Genomic DNA, 22,631 nt, shown 5'->3' with positions numbered 1-22,631 from the left:
AGGAGGCCGCGCGGTTAGAGTTCCCGCATGACTTCCGAGGTTCGCCAGCTCCGCAACTTCATCGGTGGCCAGTACGTCGACCCTGACGCCGACACCACGACCGACATCGTCAACCCCGCGACGGCCTCCGTGGTCGCAAAGGCCCCGGTCAGCTCCGCCGCAGACGTCGACCGGGCCTACGCCGCGGCGTCGAAGGCGTTCGAGACGTGGGGTGAGACGACGCCGAGCGAGCGGCAGCAGGCCCTGCTCAAGTTCGCCGACGCGATCGAGGCCCGCGCGGACGACTTCGTCCGGCTCGAGGCGGAGAACACCGGCAAGCCCCACGCGCTGACCGCGTCCGAGGAGGTGCCGCCGATGGTCGACCAGCTGCGCTTCTTCGCCGGCGCGGCCCGGGTCCTCGAGGGCCGGGCGGCCGGGGAGTACATGGCCGGCCACACCTCGTGGATCCGCCGCGAGCCGATCGGCGTCGTCGGCCAGGTCACTCCCTGGAACTACCCGATGATGATGGCGATGTGGAAGATCGCGCCGGCGCTCGCCGCGGGCAACACGATCGTCCTCAAGCCGTCGGACACGACTCCCGAGACGACCCTGCTCCTCGCCGAGGTGGCCGCCGAGTTCCTGCCCGAGGGCACCTTCAACGTCGTCACCGGCGACCGTGAGACGGGGCGGCTGCTCGTCGAGCACGACACCCCGTCCCTCGTGGCGATCACCGGGTCGGTCCGCGCCGGCATGCAGGTCGCCGAGAGCGCCGCCCACAAGCTCAAGCGGGTCCACCTCGAGCTCGGTGGGAAGGCTCCGGTCATCGTCTTCGACGACGCCGACATCGAGGCGGCCGTCGAGGGCATCGCGGGCGCCGGGTACTTCAACGCCGGGCAGGACTGCACGGCGGCGACCCGGGTCCTGGCCGGACCGCGGATCCACGACGACTTCGTCGCCGCCCTCGGCGAGTACGCCGCCTCCTCCGTCAAGGTCGGCATGCCGGACGACCCCGACGCGGCGTTCGGGCCGGTCAACAATGCCAACCAGGTCGCGCACGTGTCGGGCTTCATCGACCGGCTCCCGGACCACGCGCGCATCGTCGCCGGTGGCTCCCGCGTCAAGAGCCTCGGCGAGGGCTTCTTCTTCGAGCCGACGGTGCTCGCCGGCCTCGAGCAGCAGGACGAGCAGATCCAGAACGAGATCTTCGGGCCCGTCATCACGGTCCAGCAGTTCACCGACGAGGACGTCGCCGTCGCGTGGGCCAACGACGTCAGGTACGGCCTCGCCTCCAGCGTGTGGACGCGGGACTTCGGGCGCGCGATGCGGGTCAGCAAGCGGCTCGACTTCGGGGCTGTCTGGATCAACACCCACATTCCGATCGTCGCCGAGATGCCACACGGGGGTTTCAAGCACAGCGGCTACGGCAAGGACCTGTCGATGTACGGGTTCGAGGACTACACGCGCATCAAGCACGTCATGGCCAACATCAACTCATGAGCACCTGAGTCGGTCGTGAGCAGTCACTGAGCCGTATGCCGCTGGGCTCGCTCCCCGGGTCAGCTCACCTCGAGAGCCAGCTCAGCGGCATACGGACCCGTTTCCCCCCACCCCTTCGCTTTCACCCCGGGAGCACCTCATGAACAACTCCAACCGCCAGCCAGCGGCCTCCGACAACCTCGCCTTCCGTGCGGCCCTCGCCCGTGGCCTCGTCAGCCGCCGGTCGGCGATGATGGGAGCCGCGGGGCTCAGCGCTGCGGCGTTCCTCGCGGCCTGCGGGTCGGAGGGGCGCAACCCGACGACACCCGCCACGGGGGGCACCGGGGCCACGTCCGCGGCCCCGACGGCGAAGGCCGCCCAGGACCTGAGCGACACCGAGAAGATCGTCAACTGGTCCAACTGGACCGAGTACATCGACGTCACCGACGACGGAAAGTCGCGACCGACGATCGACGCCTTCACCAAGGAGACGGGGATCAAGGTCAACTACACCGAGGACTACCTCGACAACGACGAGTTCTACGCCAAGGTGCGGCCCCTGCTCGAGGGAGGCCAGGACACCGGGCGCGACGTGTGGTGCTCGACCGACTGGCTCGTCGCCCGGCTCATCCGCCAGGGGTACGTCCAGAAGCTCGACCTCGCCAACATCCCCAACGCGGGCAACCTCGAGGACTCCCTCAAGAACGTCGAGTTCGACCCGGGGCGCGTCTACTCGCTCCCGTGGCAGAGCGGGTTCGCCGGGATCGGCTACAACCTCAAGGCGACCGGCGGAAAGAAGATCGAGTCGATCACCCAGCTGCTCACCGACCCCGCACTCAAGGGCAAGGTCACGCTCCTCACCGAGATGCGTGACACCGTCGGACTCGTCCTGCTCGAGCAGGGCAAGGACCCGGCCAGCTTCACGGACGCCGACTTCGACGCCGCGCTCGAGATGATCCAGCAGGCCAAGGACTCCGAGCAGATCCTCAAGTTCACCGGCAACGAGTACACCGACGGGCTGGCCAAGGGCGACATCGCCGCCTGTGTCGCGTGGACCGGCGACGTCGTCCAGCTCCAGTTCGACGACGAGAACATCCAGTACGCACTGCCCGAGAAGGGCTTCACCATCTGGTCGGACAACTTCGTCATCCCGGCGATGGCGCAGCACAAGAAGAACGCCGAGCTGCTGATCAACTACTACTACGACCCGAAGGTCATGGCCGAGGTCGCGGCGTGGGTCAACTACATCCCGCCGGTCAAGGGGGCGCGCGACGAGCTGGTCAAGATCGACGCCGAGCTCGGCGAGAACCCGCTCATCGCACCGACCCCCGACGTCCTCAGCCGCGCGCACGTGTTCCGCGGACTGACCCCCGACGAGGAGACCAAGTACAACCGCGCCTTCCAGTCCATCGTCACGGGCTGATGGGAGAGACCCGCAAGGGCGACCTGCACCTGGTCGCGCTCACCAAGACGTTCGGCACCTTCACCGCGGTCCAGCCGATGGACCTGACGATCCCGCAGGGCTCCTTCTTCGCCCTGCTTGGCCCGTCCGGGTGCGGCAAGACGACGACGTTGCGGATGATCGCGGGACTCGAGGCGCCGACGGCCGGGTCGATCCGCATCGGCGACCAGGACATCACGGCGACGAAGGCGCACCAGCGCAACGTCAACACGGTCTTCCAGTCGTATGCCCTCTTCCCCCACATGACCGTGCTCGACAACGTCATGTTCGGACTCAAGCGCCGCGGCGACAAGGACGCCCGACGCAAGGCCACCGAGGCGCTCGAGCTCGTCCAGCTCGAGGGCCTCGGCGGCCGCAAGCCGGTCCAGCTGTCCGGCGGGATGCAGCAGCGGGTGGCCCTGGCGCGGGCCCTCGTCAACCGGCCCGACGTCCTCCTGCTCGACGAGCCGCTCGGGGCGCTCGACCTCAAGCTGCGCCGGCAGATGCAGATCGAGCTCAAACGGATCCAGCAGGAGGTCGGACTCACCTTCATCCACGTCACCCATGACCAGGAGGAGGCCATGACCATGGCCGACACCATCGCGGTCATGAACGCCGGCTTCGTCGAGCAGATCGGCGACCCCGCCACCCTCTACGAGAAGCCGCACTCGACCTTCGTCGCGAACTTCCTCGGGCAGTCCAACCTCCTGCGAGCCGAGGTCGTGCCCGGCTCGCCACGCGACGGCATCACCCTGGTGCGCAGTCATGACGCCGACCTCGAGGTGGCCACGGACCATCTGCCGGCGGGCGCGAGCGACGTGTGGCTCGGGGTCCGCCCGGAGAAGCTGCGGCTCGGTGAGGTCGGCGGGCCCAACCGGCTGCGCGGCACGGTCCGGGACGTCTCCTTCACCGGAGTCGCGATCCAGTACATCGTCCGGATGCCCTGGGGTCGCGAGCTCACCGTGGTGCAGCAGAACGACGGGTCGGCCCGGGCGTCGCTCGGCGAGGACGTGACCGTCTCCTGGGCGGCCGAGCACGGCTTCGCCCTCGACGCCTCGCAGGACGCGGAGGCGGGAGCGGTGGTCGAGGACGATGTCTGAGGCGGCGACCTCCGGGTCCCTCACCAGTCCGCTCGCCACCGGCAGCGCGCCCAGCCCCACCCGCCGCAACTGGGTGCCCTACGCCCTGCTGCTGCCCGGCCTGCTGTGGTTGTCCGTCTTCTTCGTCCTGCCCATGATCACCCTGGCGTCGCAGTCCCTCCAGGAGGGCAACATCGACGAGGGCTACGTGTTCACCGGCAACGTCGGCATCTACGCGGAGGCCTTCAGCCGGTACTGGCCGCACATGGTCCGCTCGCTGACCTACGCCGCCCTCGCGACGGTGCTCGCGCTGCTCCTCGGCTATCCGCTGGCCTACTTCATCGCCCAGAAGGCCGGCCGGTGGAAGAACATCGTCCTCGTCCTCGTCATCGCCCCCTTCTTCACGAGCTTCCTGATCAGGACGCTCGCCTGGAAGACGATCCTGTCGGACAACTGGGTCGTCACCCAGTGGGCCCAGCAGCTCGGCATCACCGACGCGTTGCAGGCGGTCGGCCTCACGTCGACCGACTCGCTGCTCTTCTCCCCGTTCGCCGTGGTCATGGGGCTGACCTACAACTTCCTGCCGTTCATGATCCTGCCGCTCTACGCCTCGCTCGAGCGGCTCGACCCCCGGCTGCTCGAGGCGGCCGGGGACCTCTACGCGACCCCCATGCAGGCCTTCCGCCGAGTCACCTGGCCCCTGTCGCTGCCCGGGGTCGTCGCCGGCACCCTGCTCACCTTCATCCCGGCGAGCGGTGACTTCATCAACGCGCGACTCCTCGGCAACACCCAGACGACGATGATCGGCTCGGTCATCGACAGCCAGTTCCTGCGGGTCCTCGACTACCCGCTCGCCGCGGCCCTGTCGTTCGTCCTGCTCCTCATCATCGTCACGCTCGTCGCCCTCTACGTGCGCAAGGCCGGGACCGAGGAGCTGCTCTGACATGGATGCGATCATCAACTGGGTCCGCCGCCACCTCGTCGCCTTCGCCGCGCTCGTCGTGCTGGCCTACCTGCTCGTGCCCAACGTCATCGTCGCGGTGTTCTCCTTCAACGACCCCGAGGGCAAGTTCAACTACAACTTCAACCGGTTCTCCACCGACGGGTGGACCAACCCGTGCGGCACACCGGGCATCTGCGACGCCGTCGGGCTCAGCCTGCGGATCGGGATCACCGCCTCGCTCGTCGCGACCGTGCTCGGCACGATGATCGCGTTCGCGCTGGGGCGCTACCGGTTCCGGGGCCGGTCCGGCACCAACCTGCTCATCTTCATGCCGATGGCCACCCCCGAGGTCGTCATGGGCTCGAGCCTGCTGACGCTCTTCCTCATGATGGGCCTGCCGACGGGACCGCTCGCGATCCTCATCGCACACATCATGTTCTGCATCTCGTTCGTCGTCGTCGCGGTCAAGGCACGGGTCGCCACCCTCGACCCACGGTTGGAGGAGGCGGCCGCCGACCTCGGTGCGACGCCGTTCCAGACGTTCCTGCGGGTGACGCTGCCGTTGTCCGCGCCGGGCATCGCCGCCGGGGCGCTGCTTGCCTTCTCGCTCAGCTTCGACGACTACATCATCACCAACTTCAACGCCAGTCCGAGCTCCATCACCTTCCCGATGTACGTCTGGGGCGCCTCGGCCCGCGGCGTGCCGGTGCAGGTGTACGTCATCGGCACGGTGATGTTCCTCATCGCCCTGACCGTCGTGATCGCCGGCCAGGTGGTCAGCAACCGACGCAACCGACAGGTGGCCTGATCCTCCATGCGGGTCCTCATGATCGGCTCGGGGGGCGTGGGCGACGCCGCTGCCCGCATCGCGGCCGAGCGCGACTTCTTCGACCTCTGGGTCGTGGCTGACCACGACGTGGCACGGGCCGAGCGCACCGTGCGCGAGGTGACCCAGCGGCATACGGCCCCCGGGGGGGCTGACGGCCCGGCGCGCTTCGTGGCCGCCCAGGTGGACGCCTCGGACGCGGCCGCGGTCACGGCCCTCGCCCGGGAGCACCGCGCCACCCACGTGTTCAATGCCGTGGACCCCCGGTTCGTCATGCCGATCTTCGAGGGCGCCCGCGCGGCGGGGGCCGACTACCTCGACATGGCGATGAGCCTGTCCCGGCGTCACCCGACCGACCCGTACGGCACCGTCGGCGTCAAGCTCGGCGACGAGCAGTTCGCGCACGCCGCCCAGTGGGAGGCGGAGGGACGGCTCGCCCTCGTCGGCATCGGCGTCGAGCCGGGCCTCTCCGACGTGTTCGCCCGCTACGCCAGCGACCACCTGTTCAGCGAGATCGACGAGCTCGGCACCCGGGACGGGGCCAACCTCGTCGTGCACGACGAGGTCGGCAACGAGATCTTCGCCCCGAGCTTCTCCATCTGGACCACGATCGAGGAGTGCCTCAACCCACCGGTCGTGTGGGAGAAGGACCATGGGTGGTTCACGACCGAGCCGTTCAGCGAGCCGGAGGTGTTCGAGTTCCCCGAAGGGATCGGTCCGGTCGAGTGCGTCAACGTCGAGCACGAGGAGGTCCTCCTCATGCCGCGCTGGCTCGATGCCAAGCGGGTGACCTTCAAGTACGGCCTCGGCGACGAGTTCATCGGCGTCCTCAGGACGCTCCACACCCTCGGTCTCGACCGGACCGAGAAAGTTCGCGTCCCCAGCTCGAGCGGGCCGGTGGACGTCTCCCCGCGCGATGTCGTCGCCGCCTGCCTGCCCGACCCGGCGACCATCGGCCCGCAGATGACCGGCAAGACGTGCGCGGGACTCTGGGTGACCGGCACCGGGAAGGACGGCCGGCCGCGGCGGACCTACCTCTACCACGTCGTCGACAACGAGTGGTCGATGCAGACCTACGGCGCCCAGTGCGTCGTCTGGCAGACCGCCGTCAACCCCGTCGTCGCGCTCGAGCTGCTCGCTCGGGGGACGTGGGCCGGCGCCGGCGTGCTCGGCCCGGAGGCCTTCGACGCGCAGCCCTTCCTCGAGCTGCTCGCCGCGCCCAAACCAGCCGGCTACGAGTCCCCGTGGGGGCTCGAGGACCGGTGAGGACGCGGCCCATCCCGACCGACGCGGTATCCCACCCTCCGACGTCGGGCCCACCACGACAGATCTAGGCTGGAACGCATGACAGCAGTGACGCAGCAGTCCGTGCTCGACTCGGTGCCCAAGGGCCTGTTCATCGCGGGGGAGTGGCGCGACAGCTCAGACGGCTCCACCCTCGCCGTCGACGACCCGGCCACCGGCGAGATCCTGACTCACGTGGCCGACGCCACGGTCGAGGACGGCCGCGCGGCGCTGGACGCCGCCGTGGCAGCCCAGCCCGCGTGGGCCCGCACGGCACCGCGCGACCGGGGCGAGCTGCTGCGCGCCGCCTACGAGCAGATCGTCGAGCGAGCCGACGAGTTCGCCATGCTCATGACGCTGGAGATGGGCAAGCCGCTGGCCGAGAGCCGGGCCGAGGTCGCCTACGGCGCGGAGTTCTTCCGCTGGTTCTCGGAGGAAGCGGTCCGCGTGCACGGCCGCTACGGCGTCGCGCCCAACGGCGCCACGCGACTCCTGACGATGAAGCAGCCGGTCGGGCCGACCCTGATGATCACGCCGTGGAACTTCCCGCTCGCCATGGGCACCCGCAAGATCGGCCCCGCCATCGCCGCCGGGTGCACCATGGTCGTCAAGCCGGCCGGCCAGACCCCCCTGACGATGCTGGCCCTCGCTGACCTGCTCGACGGGCTCGGGCTGCCCAAGGGCGTCCTCAACGTCGTCACCACGGCGCACGGCCGCACCGGCGCCGTGATGGAGCCGATGATCCGCGACCCGCGCCTGCGCAAGCTCACCTTCACGGGGTCGACCCCGGTGGGCCAGAAGCTCATCGAGCAGGCGGCCGAGGGCATCCTGCGCGTCTCGATGGAGCTCGGCGGTAACGCGCCGTTCCTCGTCTTCGACGACGCCGACCTCGAGCGGGCGGTTGACGGCGCGATGCTCGCCAAGATGCGCAACATGGGTGAGGCGTGCACGGCGGCCAACCGGTTCTATGTGCACGAGTCCATCGCCACCGAGTTCTCCGAGCGGCTGGCGCAGCGGATGGGAGCGCTGCGTCTCGGCCGCGGCACGGAGGACGGCGTCGACGTCGGACCGCTCGTGGACGAGAAGTCGCGCGACAAGGTCAAGGCCCTCGTCGACGATGCCGTCGCCAAGGGAGCCCGGGTCGTCGTCGGCGGCAACGCGCGGGACGGGGCCGGCTGGTTCTTCGAGCCGACCGTCCTCGCCGACGTCCCGGTCGAGGCCGATCTGTCCGAGGAGGAGATCTTCGGACCCGTCGCACCGGTCACGACGTTCCGCACCGACGAGGAGGCCGTCCGTCTGGCCAACCACACCCGGTTCGGGCTCGTCGCCTACCTCTTCACGAAGGACCTCACGCGGGCGATCAGCACGGCTGAGGCGCTCGAGTACGGCATGGTCGGGGTCAACCAGGGGATCGTGTCCAACCCGGCGGCGCCCTTCGGCGGCGTCAAGTCGTCCGGGGTCGGGCGCGAGGGCGGCTTCGAGGGCATCGAGGAGTACCTCGAGACCAAGTACGTCGGCCTGGCGCTCTGACGTCAGCTGCCCGGCAGAATCGTCGAACCGGGTGCGGCCGCTCGCCGGGCTGTGCTCCAATCGTCCCCATGGCAACCGTGCAGGTGACCCCGTGACCGGACCCTCGCAGCCGCCGCGGTCGGTGAGCAGCCTGCTCACCGAGGTCGATCACGTGCTCCGGCAGGGCCTCGCCGCCGGCGCCACGGTCCACCCCACGGGGTTCGCCGCGCTGGACGCCACGCTGACCGGCGGGTTCCGCTCCGGTGAGCTGGTTCTCGTCGGTGGCGCTGCCGGCAACGGGAAGACGACCTTGGGTTTCCAGTTCGCGCGGAACGCCGTCGCGGCCGGTGGCACCGCTCTCGTCTTCTCCTATGAACACGAGGCCCACACGCTGCTCGAGCGGCTCATCTCGATGGAGGCCATGGAGTCCCTGCAGTCGCTCGAGGGCGCGGGAGCCGTCGACACCTTCGGGATCAGCAACGCCGCCGACGTCCACTCGGTCCGGGCGGCGTTCGAAGCCGGCTCCCAGGGCGCCCCGCTCGACGCCCTGCTCGCCGGACTGACCGGGGGACGTGAGGCCCACGCCGCGTTGACCGGCTACGGCGAGCGCCTGCACCTGCACGAGTCCTCCGGAGCGACGACGACCCTCGACGAGATCGCCCGTACGGTGCGGGAGGTCACCGTGGCAGCCGGGGCCGCGCCGCTGGTCCTCGTCGACTACCTCCAGAAGATCCCGGTGCCCGGAACGACGGAGGACGAGCGGACGACCGCCGCGGTCGAGGGCCTCAAGGACCTCGCTCTCGAGGTCGGCGCTCCCATCGTGGCCATCTCCGCCGCGGACAAGGATGCGCTGGCCTCAGGCCACCGGATGCGCACCCACGACCTGCGGGGCACGTCGTCGCTCGCCTACGAGGCCGACGTCGTGCTCATCGTCAGCGACAAGGTCGACGTGGTCTCGCGCGAGCACCTCGTCTATGACCTCGGCAACATCCAGCGGTTCCGCGACTGGACCGTCGTCACCGTCGAGAAGAACCGCCACGGCCGTGCCCACGTCGAGCTGGAGTTCGCCAAGGACTTCGAGCACGGCCGCTTCCACACGCGCGGCAACGAGGTGAAGGAGCGCCTCATCGACGAGCGGGTCTTCACCACCTGACGCCCTCCGCCGACGGACGACACCGGCTCAGCGGTCGATGACCGTCAGGCCGAGGTCCTCGCGTTCGTCGGCGACCTGCTCGAGGATGTCGACGACGGTGGCGTAGGTCTCCGGCGCGGTCTCACGCAGCTCGTGGGTGTGGTCCCAGACGAGCTCGAGACGGCGGCCCTCCTCGGTCGGCAGCCCGCGCAGGGCGTCGACGAGCGCGTCCCAGTTGCGCCCGAACCACGCCGGCAGGTCCAGGGCCGCGGCGAACTCGTCGAGGACCGTGCGCTTGTCGACACCGGCCCGGACGATCCGCACGTCCGACCCGTGCCCGATGAGGGTGATGAGGTGGTCGTCCACCTCGTCGTACCTGCCGAGGAACGTCGTCATGTGCCCTCCCGGACCCGGCTGAACGAGTCGTAGTGGTCATCGGTCCAGTACTTCTCGCCGTCGGCGCCGGTGATGATGCGCTGAGCGCCGCGGTCGTCGGAGCCCGGCGTCTCGACGGTGAACTCGCGGTAGTACCCGCGCGGACGGACCGGCAGGAGCCGCTCGCGGTTCTGGAACGTCTGGTTGTCGTTGCGGGGGTAGGGGAACGGTCCGCCTGCGGCGATGAGCGCGAGCGTGTCGCGAGCCTCGGCCGGCAGGGCTGACTCGGCGATCCAGGGCAGCCCCGACACCGGGTCCGTCGCGCTCTCGCTCGCACCCGACGATGCCGTATGCCGCTGGGTCGGGTCGGCGCCGACCGTGGCCGTGGCCGCGGGGCCGGGTGAACCGACGGTGGACCCGCTGTGCGTCGGGCCCGGTCCGGAGGCTCGGGCGATCACCCAGACTGCGAGCAGGGCGCTGAGGACGAGCAGGGTGAGCAGCAGGCGCCTGCGGGTCGTCTCTCGCACGCCTTCATCCTGCCGGACCCTGGCCCTCGGTCCGGCCAACGGGTGGTGTCGGTGGGCGGGGATACCGTTGGAGGATGCTCGAAACCACGACTGAGCTCGAGTCCCTCCAAGCCCTGCTCGAGGCGTCTCGGGGGCGTGGCTCGACGCACCTGCGCTCGATCATCACCGCTGAGCACGCCCTGACGGCTGAGCAGCTGGTCCAGCTGCTCACCGGCATGAAGGTCCTCTCCGTGGCCACGGTCACCTCCAAGGGTGAGCCGCGCATCAGCGCCATGGACGGCCACTTCCTGCACGGCACCTGGACCTTCGGCACCGACGGCAGCTCGGCCAAGGCCAAGCACATCGCGCGCCGGCCGGCCGTCAGCGTGGCCCACATCGACGGTGAGGAGCTGGCGCTCTTCAGCCACGGCACCGCTGAGCTGCTGGCGCCGGGGCCTGAGCTGGACGAGGTGGACGCCCACTGGACGGCGCACTACGGCACGAGCCCGTTCTCGTGGGGTGACGACATCCGGATGTACCGGCTCCGGATGACGTGGGCGGTCGCCTACGCCTTCCAGCGCGATGAGCTGCTCCGCGGCCGCGGCATCACCGCCTGACGGCCGGTGGGGGAGGATGTGCAGGTGACTGCTGCCGTACCGACTCCTGCCTCCCCCCGCCGGGTGATCCTGCTCGGGTCCACCGGCTCGATCGGCACCCAGGCCATCGACCTGGTCCAGCGCAACCGCGACCGGTTCGTGGTGGTCGGCCTCTCTGCGGGCAGCAACGTCCAGCTCCTCGCCGAGCAGGCCGTGGCCCTCCGCGTCCCCGTCGTCGCCGCGGCCGGGGCCACGCCGGACGTGCTCGCAGCCGCGATCCGGCAGGCCGCCGACCGGACCGAGCCGGGCACCGCATCCGGCGGGGGAGCGCCAGGGAGCCCAGCGGCATACGACCCGGAGCTGTTGACCGGGCCCGGCGCCAGCGCAGCGCTGGCCGCCCGGCGGGGTGATGTCGTCGTCAACGGCATCACCGGCGCGATCGGGCTCGAGCCGACCCTGGCAGCCCTGCGCGCCGGGACGACGCTCGCGCTGGCCAACAAGGAGTCGCTCATCATCGGCGGCCCGCTCGTCAAGGCGCTCGCCGCTCCGGGGCAGATCGTGCCCGTCGACAGCGAGCACTCGGCGATCGCTCAGTGCCTGCGTGGGGGGCGTCCGGAGGAGGTCCGGCGGCTCGTCGTCACCGCGAGCGGCGGACCGTTCCGCGGGCGCACCCGGGCCGAGCTCGCCGACGTCACGCCGGAGCAGGCCCTCGCCCACCCGAACTTCGCGATGGGTCGGGTCATCACGACGAACTCCGCCACCCTCGTCAACAAGGGTCTCGAGGTGATTGAGGCGCACCTGCTCTTCGACATCCCGTTCGACCGGATCGACGTCGTCGTGCACCCGCAGCAGATGATCCATTCGATGGTCGAGTTCGTCGACGGTTCGACGATCGCGCAGGCCGGACCGCCACGGATGCTCGTCCCGATCGCGCTCGGCATGTCGTGGCCCGAGCGGCTCGCCGACGCCGACGTGCCGGTCGACTGGACCCAGGCGCAGTCGTGGGAGTTCGAGCCGCTCGATGACGAGGCGTTCCCGGCGGTGGCCCTCGCGCGCCGAGTCGGGGAGGCCGGGGGCACCTGGCCGGCGGTGTACAACGCGGCCAACGAGGTGGCTGTGGACGCCTTCCACGAGGGCCGGGTGAGCTTCGTCGGCATCGTCGACACCGTCGCGGCCGTGGTGGATTCGTATGCCGCTGAGCCCGGCTCCAGCGTCACCGACCTCACGCTCGACGACGTCCTCGCCGCCGATGCCTGGGCCCGCCACGCTGCCCGGCTGCGACTCTCCTGACCACCTCCAACCCCGTGCCCGGTCGATGTGATCGATCGGGCTATGAGTCGATCGATCACATCGAATTGCGGCCAGGCCTGGGATCTCAGGGGTGGATGTGACAATGGACGGGTGCTGTTTCTCATAGGGGTCCTCGTCGTGGTCGTTGGTGTGGCGCTGTCCATCGCGCTGCACGAGATCGGCCACCTCGTGCCGGCCAAGAAGTTCGGCGTCAAGGTGACGCAGTACATGGTTGGCTTCGGTCCGACGATCTGGTCCCGCCGGCGCGGCGAGACCGAGTACGGCATCAAGGCGATCCCGCTCGGCGGCTACGTCCGGATGGTCGGGATGCTGCCCCCGCGCCCCGGCGACGTCGAGGGCCAGCTGCGCACCGTCTCGACAGGGCGGTTCAGCCAGATGGTCGACCAGGCTCGGGCGGACTCGATGGAGGAGGTCCGACCAGAGGACGCGGACCGGGTCTTCTACAAGCTGAGCCCCGGCCGCAAGGTCGTCGTCATGCTCGGCGGCCCGCTGATGAACCTGCTCATCGGTTTCGTGCTCATCACCGGCGTCATCACCCTCTACGGACTGCCGCAGGTCGTGCCCAAGGTGGGGCTGATCTCCGAGTGCGTGCCCACGGCGACCCCCACGGTGGCCGACCCGCACCCTGCCTGCGCGCCCGGTGATCCCGCCGCACCGGCCAAGCTGGGCGGCTTGCGAGAGAACGACCGGATCGTCGCCATCAACGGCGCGCCGGTCAGCACGTGGACCGCGGTGGCCGCCGCGATCCGGGACAGCGGCGGATCGCCGATGACGTTCGTCGTGCAGCGCGGCGGCGAGGAGGTGACCCTCACCGTGACCCCGGCCCGGCTCGAGCGGGCCACCCTCGACGAGCAGGGAGCACCCGTCACCCAGGACGGGAAGCTCGTCCTCAAGAGCGTCGGCTTCATGGGCATCACGCCCGGGCAGGAGCTCGTGACGACACCGCTCTTGGAGGCACCCCGCTTCGTCTGGGACCGGGTCGTCGACACCGCCTCCGTCATCTGGCGCATCCCGGAGAAGATGGTCGGTGTGGCCGAGGCGGCCTTCGGGTCCGGCGAACGCGATCCCAACGGCCCCATCTCGGTCGTCGGCGTCGGCCGGATCGGTGGCGAGGTCGCGGCGCTCGACATCCCGGCCGACGAGGGCGGCAACTGGCTGAAGATCGCCCAGCTCGTCCTGCTCATCGCGTCGCTCAACCTGGCCCTCTTCGTCTTCAACCTCATCCCCCTCCTGCCGCTCGACGGGGGCCACGTCGCGGGTGCGATGTGGGAGGCGGTCAAGCGTGGCTGGGCCAAGCTGCGCAACCGCCCCGATCCGGGCTACGTGGACGTGGCCAAGGGTCTGCCCATCGCCTACGGAATGTCCCTCGTGCTCATCACCATGTCCGTCCTGCTGATCTACGCGGACATCGTCAAGCCGATCAGCATCTTCGGCTAACCATCGAAAGAGCAGTTCGTCCCCCTTGGGCGCGGCACCAGCCGCGCCGGAGTGGGGGACGAACTGCTCTTTCGATTGGCGGGGGATAATGGCGACCATGACTGTCTCCCTCGGCATGCCCTCGGCCCCGGCCCCCGTTCTCGCGCCGCGGCGCCAGACCCGCCAGATCCGGGTCGGCAAGGTCGGCGTCGGCAGCGACTTCCCGGTCTCGGTCCAGTCCATGACGACGACTCCCACGACCGACATCAATGCCACGCTCCAGCAGATCGCCGAGCTGACCGCTGCCGGCTGTGACATCGTCCGCGTGGCGTGCCCGAGCCAGGACGACGCGGACGCCCTGCCGGCGATCGCCCAGAAGTCGCAGATCCCCGTCATCGCCGACATCCACTTCCAGCCCAAGTACGTCTACGCGGCGATCGACGCAGGCTGCGCCGCGGTCCGGGTCAACCCCGGCAACATCCGCGAGTTCGACGACCAGGTGGGTGAGATCGCGCGGCGCGCCAAGGAGGCGGGAGTGTCCATCCGGATCGGCGTCAACGCCGGCTCGCTCGACCGGCGCCTCCTGGCCAAGTACGGCCGGGCGACGCCCGAGGCGCTCGTCGAGTCCGCGGTCTGGGAGGCGAGCCTCTTCGAGGAGCACGACTTCCACGACTTCAAGATCTCGGTCAAGCACAACGACCCGGTGACCATGGTCCGCGCGTACGAGCTGCTCGCCGAGCGCGGCGACTGGCCGCTGCACCTCGGCGTCACCGAGGCCGGGCCCGCCTTCCAGGGCACCATCAAGTCGGCCACCGCCTTCGGCGCGCTGCTGTCCAAGGGCATCGGGGACACGATCCGCGTCTCGCTGTCGGCCCCGCCGGTCGAGGAGGTCAAGGTCGGCAGCCAGATCCTCATGTCCCTCGGTCTGCGCCCGCGCAAGCTCGAGATCGTCTCCTGCCCGTCGTGCGGCCGGGCCCAGGTGGACGTCTACACGCTCGCCGAGCAGGTCACGGCCGGTCTCGAGGGCCTGACCGTGCCGCTGCGGGTCGCCGTCATGGGCTGCGTCGTCAACGGCCCGGGCGAGGCCCGCGAGGCCGACCTCGGCGTCGCGTCCGGCAACGGCAAGGGCCAGATCTTCGTCAAGGGCGAGGTGATCAAGACCGTGCCCGAGAGCCAGATCGTGGAGACCCTGATCGAGGAGGCCATGCGCCTCGCCGAGGAGATGGGCGAGCCGGTCGACGAGGAGTCGGCCGGCAACCCGACCGTCACCGTCGGCTGAGACCGGTGGGCCCGCGCCGCCGTCGGCCCGACAACGGCGTTCGCAGCCGCGGCGGGCGTGTTCCACACGCTGGGGGCGCGCCGGGATGACAGGCGACCTCCGGGGGAGGCAGAGTGTGGGGGTGCTCCGCCAACGCCTCCCGGTGCGGCCCATGACGGCCGACGACCGCCCAGCCGCCCTCGACTGGTGTGCGCGTGACCGGGTGGCCAACGTGTTCGTCGCGGCCCGGATCGAGGAGGGGGCTCTGCGCTCGAATCCAGGAGCGCTCCTCGGGCACTGGGTCGACGGTCGCCTGGACGGCCTCGCGTGGGTCTCCGCCAACGTCGTCCCGGTCGGCCTCGACGACGCGGGGATCGCCGACCTCTCGGCGAGGATCATGCGGCAGCGCCGTCAGTGCGCCTCGATCTTCGGGCCGTCGGAGCAGGTCCTCGGCCTGTGGAACCGCCTCGGCCCGTCCTGGGGCCCGGTCCGTGCCGTGCGCACCCACCAGCCGCTCCTCGCCACGGCGACACGGCCCTCGGAGCTGGGGGTTCCGATCGACCCCCTCGTTCGCCCAGCGCGCCTCGACGAGCTCGCCGCCGTGGTCCCGGCTGCTGCGCACATGTTCACCGAGGAGATCGGCTACCCCCCGTACTTCGGTTCCGACCGCGGCTACCGCGCCAGTGTCGCAGCGCTGATCCGGCAGGGGCACACCTTCGTGCGGGTCGAGGACGGGGAGGTCGTCTTCAAGGCTGACGTCGGCTCGCTCGCGCTCGGCTGCGCCCAGGTCCAAGGTGTCTGGGTGCACCCGCGCCTGCGCGGCCAGGGCCTCGCCGTGCCGGCCATGGCCGCGGTGGTGGAGCAGGTGCTCGACTCGTTGGCCGACGAGGTGTCCCTCTACGTCAACGACTTCAACGCCCCGGCGCGCGCCACCTATGCCCGGTGCGGCTTCCGAGAGGTCGGCGCCTTCACCACCGTCCTGCTCTGACCTGTGCTGCCCTGACCGGTGCTGCCGTGACCGGCGAGGCCCCCACGTAAGGTGTGCCGCATGCATGATGACGCAGCTCGGGGACCGGCCGGGTCGTTGGGGAAGGACGCAGCAGTCCTCGCCGGGCTGTTTCTCGTCTCGGGTGTGCTGCACTTCGCTCGCCCGCAGGTGTTCGAGCCGATCGTGCCGAAGTCCCTGCCCAGTCGTCGCGGCTTGGTCTATGCCTCGGGCGCGGCGGAGGTCGCTTGTGCGACAGGTCTGCTCGTGCCGAGAACCAGACGGGCCGCCGGACTGGCCTCGGCCGCGCTGCTGGTCGCGGTCTTCCCGGCCAACGTGACCATGACCGCCCAGGCGGTCAGGCGGCTCAACCGCAACCCGGCCGACCCTCGCCGACGTGCCTACCTCGCGGCCACGGTCGCTCGGCTCCCGCTCCAGTGGCCGCTCGTCCGAGCCGGGCTGCGTGCCGGGGGAGTGCTGCGGTAGTCCGGGTCCTCGCCAGATCATCTCCCGGTCATCTCCAGGCGCTCCGGGCCCCCTCAGCCCAGCTCGACCTCGAGGTCGTCGCCGATCCGTCGGTAGCCGATCGCCTCGTAGATCTTGTTGCTCGTCGGGTTCGACAGGTCGGTGAAGAGCATGCACCGCTCTCCGGCCTCCATCCGCTCGCTGCTCAGGGCCGCGACGAGCCCACTGGCGTAGCCCCGCCCGCGCAGGGCGGGGGGCGTCCACACGCCGCTGACCCTCGTGACACCCCCGTTCGAGGCCGACGCGTAGGCCATCGACACGGGCTCAGCGCCGTCGACCCAGAACCCGACCCGTCCCGCTGCGACGTGTGAGTCGAGCCGCGGCGCAGGGCGCGGCGTCTCGTGGACGGCGTCCGCGAAGTCCTGCGCCCACGTCGAGACCAGCTCCAGCTCGTCCTGGCGGGCGTGGCGGTAGTGGCCGGTGACGTCGAACGGCACGCGGGGCGGCACCACCAGGTCGAACACACCGAGCTGCATCATGGTGCGCGCCGTCCGGCCCGTGAGCCGCACCCACGTATCGCGAAAGGCCTCCACCGGCCGGCGTCGACCACCGACACCCGGCAGGGTGAAGCCCTCGGCGGCGAGGTGTTCGGCGAGCGCGACGGCCTGCGGCTCCGTGGCCACGGCCACGTGCAGGGGAAACGGGGGCGTCCGCATGAAGGCGGCGACGACCCGTCCGGAACCGTCGGAGCCGGCCCACCACCGGGGGTTCGCATACCGTGCCGGGTCGGCGGCCAGGCCGTCGGTGACGCTCGCGATGACGGACATGAGGACCGGCTCGGCGGCGACGAGCTCGCCGAACCAGGTCCTCGCCTCGGCCGGGTCGGAGGTGGACCGGAACGATACGGAGGTCAGCGGCACACGCCCACTGTGCCAAGGTGCGGAGCCAGCCTCCACTGACTTTCGAGGCGGGCCACCTCGTCAGCGGGCCACCCAGAGGTGGGGGAGGAGGTAGTCCGCTGAGTCGGCGGCGGTGCGGACGGTGTGGGACGCGACGACGCGCGCATCAGACGGATCTACTCCGTCGCCAACCCGGACAAGCTCGGTCGCCTCGACGTCGAGGCGACAGTGACTCGGTAGGCCTGCGGGGCGAGCCACCGCCTGCGGTCACGGGAAACGGGGGCGAGCCCAGCGGCATACGGCAGATATCCTTCCGTCGTCGAAGTCCTGCCCATCTGCCGAGGAGCCCGCCCGTGGTCCTGCACATGTCGTCCCTGTTCCTGCGCACCCTGCGTGAGGACCCGGCGGACGCTGAGGTCCCGAGCCACCGGCTCCTCGTCCGGGCCGGCTACATCCGCCGCGTCAGCCCCGGCGTCTACACCTGGCTCCCGCTCGGGCTGCGGGTGCTGCGCAACGTCGAGCGCATCGTGCGCGAGGAGATGGACGCCATCGGCGCCCAGGAGCTGCTCTTCCCGGCGCTGCTGCCCCGTGAGCCCTTCGACGCGAGCGGCCGGTGGGCCGAGTACGGCGACAACATCTTCCGGCTCCAGGATCGCAAGGGCGCCGACCACCTCCTCGGCCCGACCCACGAGGAGATGTTCACCCTCACCGTCAAGGACCTCTACTCGTCCTACAAGGACCTGCCGCTGTCGATCTACCAGATCCAGACCAAGTACCGCGACGAGGCCCGTCCGCGCGCCGGGCTCCTCCGCGGCCGAGAGTTCGTCATGAAGGACAGCTACTCGTTCGACATCGACGAGGCGGGCCTCGACAAGAGCTACCAGGCCCACCGGGACGCCTACGTCCGCATCTTCGACCGGCTCGGGTTCCACTACGTCATCGTCGAGGCGATGGCCGGGGCGATGGGCGGGTCCAAGAGCGAGGAGTTCCTCGCCACCGCCGAGGTCGGCGAGGACACCTATGTCCACTGCACCAACTGCGGCTACGCGGCGAACGTCGAGGCCGTGCGCGTGCCCGCCCCCGAGCCGGTCGGCTGGGACGGGGTCCCCGCGGCGCACGCGGAGGACACGCCGGACACGCCGACGATCGAGACGCTGGTCAACCATCTCAACGCGCACCACCCCCGCCCGGACCGGCCCTGGAGCGCCGGCGACACCCTGAAGAACGTCGTCGTCATGCTCGTCCACCCGGACGGGACCCGCGAGCCCCTCGCCATCGGCGTGCCCGGGGACCGCGAGGTCGACGAGAAGCGCCTCGGCGCCCAGGTCGAGCCCGCCACCGTCGAGGCCTTCGACGAGAAGGACTTCGCCCGGCACCCCGGGCTCGTCAAGGGCTACATCGGCCCGGGTGCGCTCGGCCTCGAGGGCACCACCGGGATCCGGTTCCTCCTCGACCCCCGGATCGCTCCCGGGACGCGCTGGGTGACGGGCGCGAACGAGCCGGGCAAGCACGTCCTCGACCTCGTCGCCGGCCGTGACTTCGAGGGCGACGGGGCGATCGAGGCCGCCGAGGTGCGCTTCGGCGACCCCTGCCCCAACTGCGACCACGTCCTCGAGGGTGCCCGCGGCATCGAGATGGGCCACGTCTTCCAGCTCGGCAAGAAGTACGCCGAGGCCCTCGACCTGCGCGTCCTCGACCAGAACGGCAAGCTCACCACGGTCGTCATGGGCTCCTACGGGGTCGGCGTCTCCCGCGCCGTCGCCTGCGTCGTCGAGGGCAACTACGACGACTCGGGCATCATCTGGCCGCGTGAGCTCACCCCCGCCGACGTCCACATCGTCGCGGCCGGCAAGGACGAGCCCCTCTTCCGCGCCGCCGACGACATCGCCCGCGACCTGGAGGCGCACGGCCTGACGTGCATCGTCGACGACCGTAAGGGCGTGAGCCCTGGCGTCAAGTTCAAGGACTCCGAGCTGATCGGCGTGCCCACGATCATCGTCGTCGGCCGGGGCCTCGCCGACGGCAAGGTCGAGATCAAGGACCGCCGGTCGGGCGAGCGCCGCGAGGTCGCCCTCGACTCGGTCGTCGAGTCGGTCCTGGCGGAGGTGCGTGGCTCGTGACGGCAGTCCGGGCGGTCATCTTCGACTGGGGCGGGACGATCACGCCTTGGCACACCGTCGACCTCCGGGCCCAGTGGACCGCCTTCGCCGACGGAGCCGGCACGGTCGCGTGTGCGCGCGAGGACCTCGCGAGCCGGCTGTATGCCGCTGAGGACCTCGCGTGGGCCCGTGGCCGCACCGAGGGGCTCAGTGCCCGACTGCACGACATCCTCGAGTCGTGCGGCCTGCCGCCCGGCGACGCGCGGACCGAGGCCGGCACGGCCGCCTACCGGGAGTTCTGGGAGCCGCACACCCTGACGCACCCGGCCATCGGGCCGCTGTGGGAGGGGCTGCGCGCTGCGGGGATCCGGGTCGGTGTCCTCTCCAACACGATCTGGGACCGGGCCTACCACCGAGCCGTCTTCGAGCGAGACGGTGTCCTCGACCTCATCGACGCCGACGTGTACTCCAGCGAGGTGCCCTGGGTGAAGCCGCGGGCCGAGATCTTCGCGCACGCGGCCGAGGCGCTCGGGGTCGCCCCGGACGAGTGCGCCTACGTCGGTGACCGGTCCTACGAGGACGTGCACGGTCCGCAGCAGGTCGGGATGCGGGCCATCTGGATCCCGCACTCGACGATCCCGGTGGAGCAGCAGGTCTCCCACGAGGCGACGCCCGACGCGGTGGCCCACGAGCTCGCCGACATCGAGACGATCGTCGCGGCGTGGAACCTTCCCTGATCGCGCGGGCCTCGTGCCGGACGACCTGACCCCGACCGTCCTCGCGCTGCTCGCCCTGGCGGGCTTCGTGGCCGGCTGGATCGACGCGGTGGTGGGGGGCGGCGGCCTGGTCCAGCTCCCCGCACTGCTCCTCGGCCTGCCCGGAGCCACGCCCGCCCAGCTGCTCGCGACCAACAAGATCAGCTCCATCTTCGGCACCGCGACGAGCTCCGTCACCTACTTCCGCAGGGTCGGCGCGGACCTGCGCACGGCGCTGCCCATGGCCGCCGTGGCCTATCTCGGGGCCATCGGTGGGGCCGTCATCGGCCTGCACATCCCCAAGTCCGCCTTCAACCCGATCATCCTCGTCCTGCTCGTCGTCGTCGGCGCCTACACGCTGTTCCGGCCCGACCTCGGGCGCGAGTCGCTCCGGCGATTCCACGGGCACCGGCACGTGGCCCTGGCCATGCTCACGGGCTTCGTCATCGGCGTCTACGACGGGGCGCTCGGACCGGGGACCGGCTCCTTCCTCGTGTTCGCCCTCGTCGGGCTGCTCGGCTACACCTTCCTCGAGGCGAGCGTGAAGGCCAAGATCGCCAACTTCGCCACCAACCTCGGGGCGCTGACGGTGTTCGCGCCGGGCGGTCACGTCGTGTGGCAGGTCGGCCTGCTCATGGCCGTGGGCAACATCCTCGGCGGCTACGTCGGGGCCCGCACCGCCGTGGCCCGGGGGAGCGGCTTCGTCCGCGCCGTCTTCGTCGTCATCGTCGGCGCCTTCATCGTCCGCATCGGGGGCAGCCTCCTCGGCTGGTGGTCCTGAGATCCGGCTCACACGGACGCCATGACGCACCCACAGTGAGGACACAGGCGCCGCGGCGAGGTTGAGGCCATGACGACCTCAGCCACCCCGGGACCGGCACTCGCCGCGGGCAGCCAGCCCAGCGGCATACGGCAGCGGCTGCCCCCGCCCACCCCCCTGTGGTGGCGGGACGCGAGCATCGCGACCGCGTGGGCGCTCGTCCTTTTCGTCGTCGGCCTGTGGCTCGGCGGCGGCGCCCTGGGCGAGACCGGGCTGCTCGGCTTGACGGCCGACGCGGTGACGAGTCTCGGCCGGCTTGCCGGTCTGCTGGCCTCGGTGCTCCTGCTCCTCCAGGTAGCCCTCATGGCGCGGATCCCGGCTGTCGAGCAGGCTTGGGGTCAGGGCGAGCTCGCGCGGGTGCACCGTCTCGTCGGCTTCACGTCCTTCTCCCTCATGCTCGCCCACATCGGGCTGACGATCGTCGGCTACGCGCTGGGCACCGGGGCCGGGGTGGTCACGACCTTCCTCGACGAAGTGCTCCACTCACCGGGAATGCTGCTGGCCCTGGCCGGCTCGCTGGCGCTCGTCATGGTCGTCGTCACGTCGGTGCGGCGAGCCCGGGCCCGGCTGCGCTATGAGTCGTGGCACCTGCTGCACCTCTATGCCTACCTCGGCGCCGGGCTGGCGCTGCCGCACCAGCTGTGGACGGGCCAGGACTTCCGAGCCAGCTCCGTCGCGACGGTGTTCTGGTGGGGGCTGTATGCCGCTGTGCTCGCTGCCGTCGTGGCCTTCCGTCTCGTTCTCCCGCTGGTCCGCTCCCGCCGGCACGCCCTCGCCGTCCGTGACGTCGTGGCCGAGTCACCGGACGTCGTGTCCGTCGTCGTGGCAGGTCGCGACCTGGAGCGGCTGCGGGCGCGCGGTGGGCAGTTCTTCCAGTGGCGTTTCCTCGGCGGCCACGGGTGGACGAGGGCCAACCCGTACTCCCTCTCCGCGGCTCCGGACGGGCAGACCCTGAGGATCACCGCCAAGATCGTCGGCGACTCCACGAAGCGCCTGGCTGCGATGACCCCGGGCACGAAGGTGCTCGTCGAGGGGCCGTACGGGCGTCTCCACGCCGGGGCCGCCACCCGCGACCGGTGGCTGCTCGTCGGCGCCGGAATCGGCATCACGCCACTCCGGGCCCTCCTCGAGGAGCTGCCCGCGGGGCCCGACCGGACCGTCGTCATCTACCGGGCGACCAGCGACGCCGACCTCGTGCTCACGGACGAGCTCGTTCGCGTCGCCCGCGCCAAGGGCGCCCAGGTCGTCTCGGTCCTCGGGCCGCGGGTGAGGGCCCGGGCCAGCTGGCTGCCCGAGCAGGCTGCACACCTCGGGGACGCCGAGGCACTGCTCGCCCTCGTCCCGGACCTCGGCGAGCGAGAGGCCTATGTGTGCGGGGCCCCCGAGTGGATGGACCTCGTCATCGCCGCAGCTCGCGAGGCCGGCGTGCCACCGGAGGCGATCCACCAGGAGCGCTTCGCCTACTGACCCGACACGG

At 70.6% G+C, this 22,631-nt stretch carries 21 protein-coding genes; 18 read left to right on the top strand and 3 right to left on the bottom strand.

Annotated elements, in window-relative coordinates:
- Positions 1-27 precede the first annotated feature (27 nt).
- From INTCA_RS11430 to INTCA_RS11395, 8 genes are all read left to right on the top strand, one after another.
- Complete coding sequence (locus INTCA_RS11430) at positions 28-1,476, top strand: gamma-aminobutyraldehyde dehydrogenase (protein ID WP_013493078.1); 1,449 nt, start codon at positions 28-30, stop codon at positions 1,474-1,476.
- 139 nt (positions 1,477-1,615) lie between these two features.
- Positions 1,616-2,878: an ABC transporter substrate-binding protein gene (locus INTCA_RS11425; RefSeq protein WP_013493077.1), complete on the top strand. Its 1,263-nt coding sequence runs from the start codon at positions 1,616-1,618 to the stop codon at positions 2,876-2,878.
- Entirely contained in the window at positions 2,878-3,996 is a 1,119-nt protein-coding gene (locus INTCA_RS11420; protein WP_013493076.1) for an ABC transporter ATP-binding protein, read from the top strand. The genes INTCA_RS11425 and INTCA_RS11420 overlap by 1 nt, the downstream gene beginning before the upstream one ends.
- Positions 3,989-4,918 (top strand): ABC transporter permease, encoded by a 930-nt coding sequence (locus INTCA_RS11415; protein WP_013493075.1) that lies wholly within the window; start codon positions 3,989-3,991, stop codon positions 4,916-4,918. Before INTCA_RS11420 ends, INTCA_RS11415 begins: the two co-directional genes overlap by 8 nt.
- Position 4,919: 1 nt before the next feature.
- Positions 4,920-5,726, top strand: coding sequence for an ABC transporter permease (locus INTCA_RS11410; RefSeq protein WP_013493074.1), 807 nt, complete (start codon positions 4,920-4,922; stop codon positions 5,724-5,726).
- 6 nt (positions 5,727-5,732) lie between these two features.
- Positions 5,733-7,010 (top strand): saccharopine dehydrogenase family protein, encoded by a 1,278-nt coding sequence (locus INTCA_RS11405; RefSeq protein WP_013493073.1) that lies wholly within the window; start codon positions 5,733-5,735, stop codon positions 7,008-7,010.
- 78 nt (positions 7,011-7,088) lie between these two features.
- Complete coding sequence (locus INTCA_RS11400; RefSeq protein WP_013493072.1) at positions 7,089-8,558, top strand: NAD-dependent succinate-semialdehyde dehydrogenase; 1,470 nt, start codon at positions 7,089-7,091, stop codon at positions 8,556-8,558.
- 91 nt (positions 8,559-8,649) lie between these two features.
- Complete coding sequence (locus INTCA_RS11395) at positions 8,650-9,690, top strand: DnaB-like helicase C-terminal domain-containing protein (RefSeq protein WP_013493071.1); 1,041 nt, start codon at positions 8,650-8,652, stop codon at positions 9,688-9,690.
- A gap of 27 nt (positions 9,691-9,717) precedes the next feature.
- Here the strand turns inward: INTCA_RS11395 and INTCA_RS11390 are convergent, their stop codons facing one another.
- Both INTCA_RS11390 and INTCA_RS11385 read right to left on the bottom strand, forming a co-directional pair.
- A complete protein-coding gene (locus tag INTCA_RS11390) occupies positions 9,718-10,065 on the bottom strand; it encodes a barstar family protein (protein WP_013493070.1) in 348 nt (115 codons plus the stop codon).
- Complete coding sequence (locus INTCA_RS11385; RefSeq protein ID WP_013493069.1) at positions 10,062-10,571, bottom strand: guanyl-specific ribonuclease; 510 nt, start codon at positions 10,569-10,571, stop codon at positions 10,062-10,064. Before INTCA_RS11385 ends, INTCA_RS11390 begins: the two co-directional genes overlap by 4 nt.
- 74 nt (positions 10,572-10,645) lie before the next feature.
- Between INTCA_RS11385 and INTCA_RS11380 the strand changes: the two genes are divergently transcribed.
- From INTCA_RS11380 to INTCA_RS11355, 6 genes are all read left to right on the top strand, one after another.
- The gene (locus INTCA_RS11380) at positions 10,646-11,167 is read left to right on the top strand and encodes a pyridoxamine 5'-phosphate oxidase family protein (protein WP_013493068.1); all 522 of its coding nucleotides are present in this window, start codon (positions 10,646-10,648) and stop codon (positions 11,165-11,167) included.
- Between the two features lie 24 nt (positions 11,168-11,191).
- Positions 11,192-12,436: a 1-deoxy-D-xylulose-5-phosphate reductoisomerase gene (gene dxr / locus INTCA_RS11375; RefSeq protein ID WP_013493067.1), complete on the top strand. Its 1,245-nt coding sequence runs from the start codon at positions 11,192-11,194 to the stop codon at positions 12,434-12,436.
- A 111-nt stretch (positions 12,437-12,547) separates the two neighbouring features.
- Positions 12,548-13,894, top strand: coding sequence for a M50 family metallopeptidase (locus INTCA_RS11370; RefSeq protein WP_041307604.1), 1,347 nt, complete (start codon positions 12,548-12,550; stop codon positions 13,892-13,894).
- Between the two features lie 97 nt (positions 13,895-13,991).
- Complete coding sequence (gene ispG, locus INTCA_RS11365; RefSeq protein WP_013493065.1) at positions 13,992-15,152, top strand: flavodoxin-dependent (E)-4-hydroxy-3-methylbut-2-enyl-diphosphate synthase; 1,161 nt, start codon at positions 13,992-13,994, stop codon at positions 15,150-15,152.
- 151 nt (positions 15,153-15,303) lie between these two features.
- The gene (locus INTCA_RS11360; RefSeq protein WP_052338006.1) at positions 15,304-16,119 is read left to right on the top strand and encodes a GNAT family N-acetyltransferase; all 816 of its coding nucleotides are present in this window, start codon (positions 15,304-15,306) and stop codon (positions 16,117-16,119) included.
- Positions 16,120-16,179: 60 nt separating this feature from the next.
- Complete coding sequence (locus INTCA_RS11355; RefSeq protein WP_013493063.1) at positions 16,180-16,602, top strand: DoxX family protein; 423 nt, start codon at positions 16,180-16,182, stop codon at positions 16,600-16,602.
- A 53-nt stretch (positions 16,603-16,655) separates the two neighbouring features.
- On the opposite strand, the gene INTCA_RS11350 is transcribed toward INTCA_RS11355, so the two are convergent.
- Positions 16,656-17,501: a GNAT family N-acetyltransferase gene (locus tag INTCA_RS11350; protein ID WP_013493062.1), complete on the bottom strand. Its 846-nt coding sequence runs from the start codon at positions 17,499-17,501 to the stop codon at positions 16,656-16,658.
- Between the two features lie 332 nt (positions 17,502-17,833).
- Between INTCA_RS11350 and INTCA_RS11345 the strand changes: the two genes are divergently transcribed.
- From INTCA_RS11345 to INTCA_RS11330, 4 genes are all read left to right on the top strand, one after another.
- Positions 17,834-19,600, top strand: coding sequence for a proline--tRNA ligase (locus INTCA_RS11345; RefSeq protein ID WP_013493061.1), 1,767 nt, complete (start codon positions 17,834-17,836; stop codon positions 19,598-19,600).
- The gene (locus INTCA_RS11340) at positions 19,597-20,316 is read left to right on the top strand and encodes an HAD family hydrolase (RefSeq protein ID WP_013493060.1); all 720 of its coding nucleotides are present in this window, start codon (positions 19,597-19,599) and stop codon (positions 20,314-20,316) included. Before INTCA_RS11345 ends, INTCA_RS11340 begins: the two co-directional genes overlap by 4 nt.
- A gap of 13 nt (positions 20,317-20,329) precedes the next feature.
- Entirely contained in the window at positions 20,330-21,115 is a 786-nt protein-coding gene (locus tag INTCA_RS11335; protein WP_013493059.1) for a TSUP family transporter, read from the top strand.
- Positions 21,116-21,184: 69 nt separating this feature from the next.
- Positions 21,185-22,621: a ferredoxin reductase family protein gene (locus INTCA_RS11330; RefSeq protein ID WP_013493058.1), complete on the top strand. Its 1,437-nt coding sequence runs from the start codon at positions 21,185-21,187 to the stop codon at positions 22,619-22,621.
- Positions 22,622-22,631 lie beyond the last annotated feature (10 nt).

Source organism: Intrasporangium calvum DSM 43043 (assembly GCF_000184685.1).
Classification (GTDB): Bacteria; Actinomycetota; Actinomycetes; order Actinomycetales; family Dermatophilaceae; genus Intrasporangium; species Intrasporangium calvum.
Note: the sequence above shows the minus strand (reverse complement) of the source record. Positions and strands in the feature narration are given on the sequence as shown.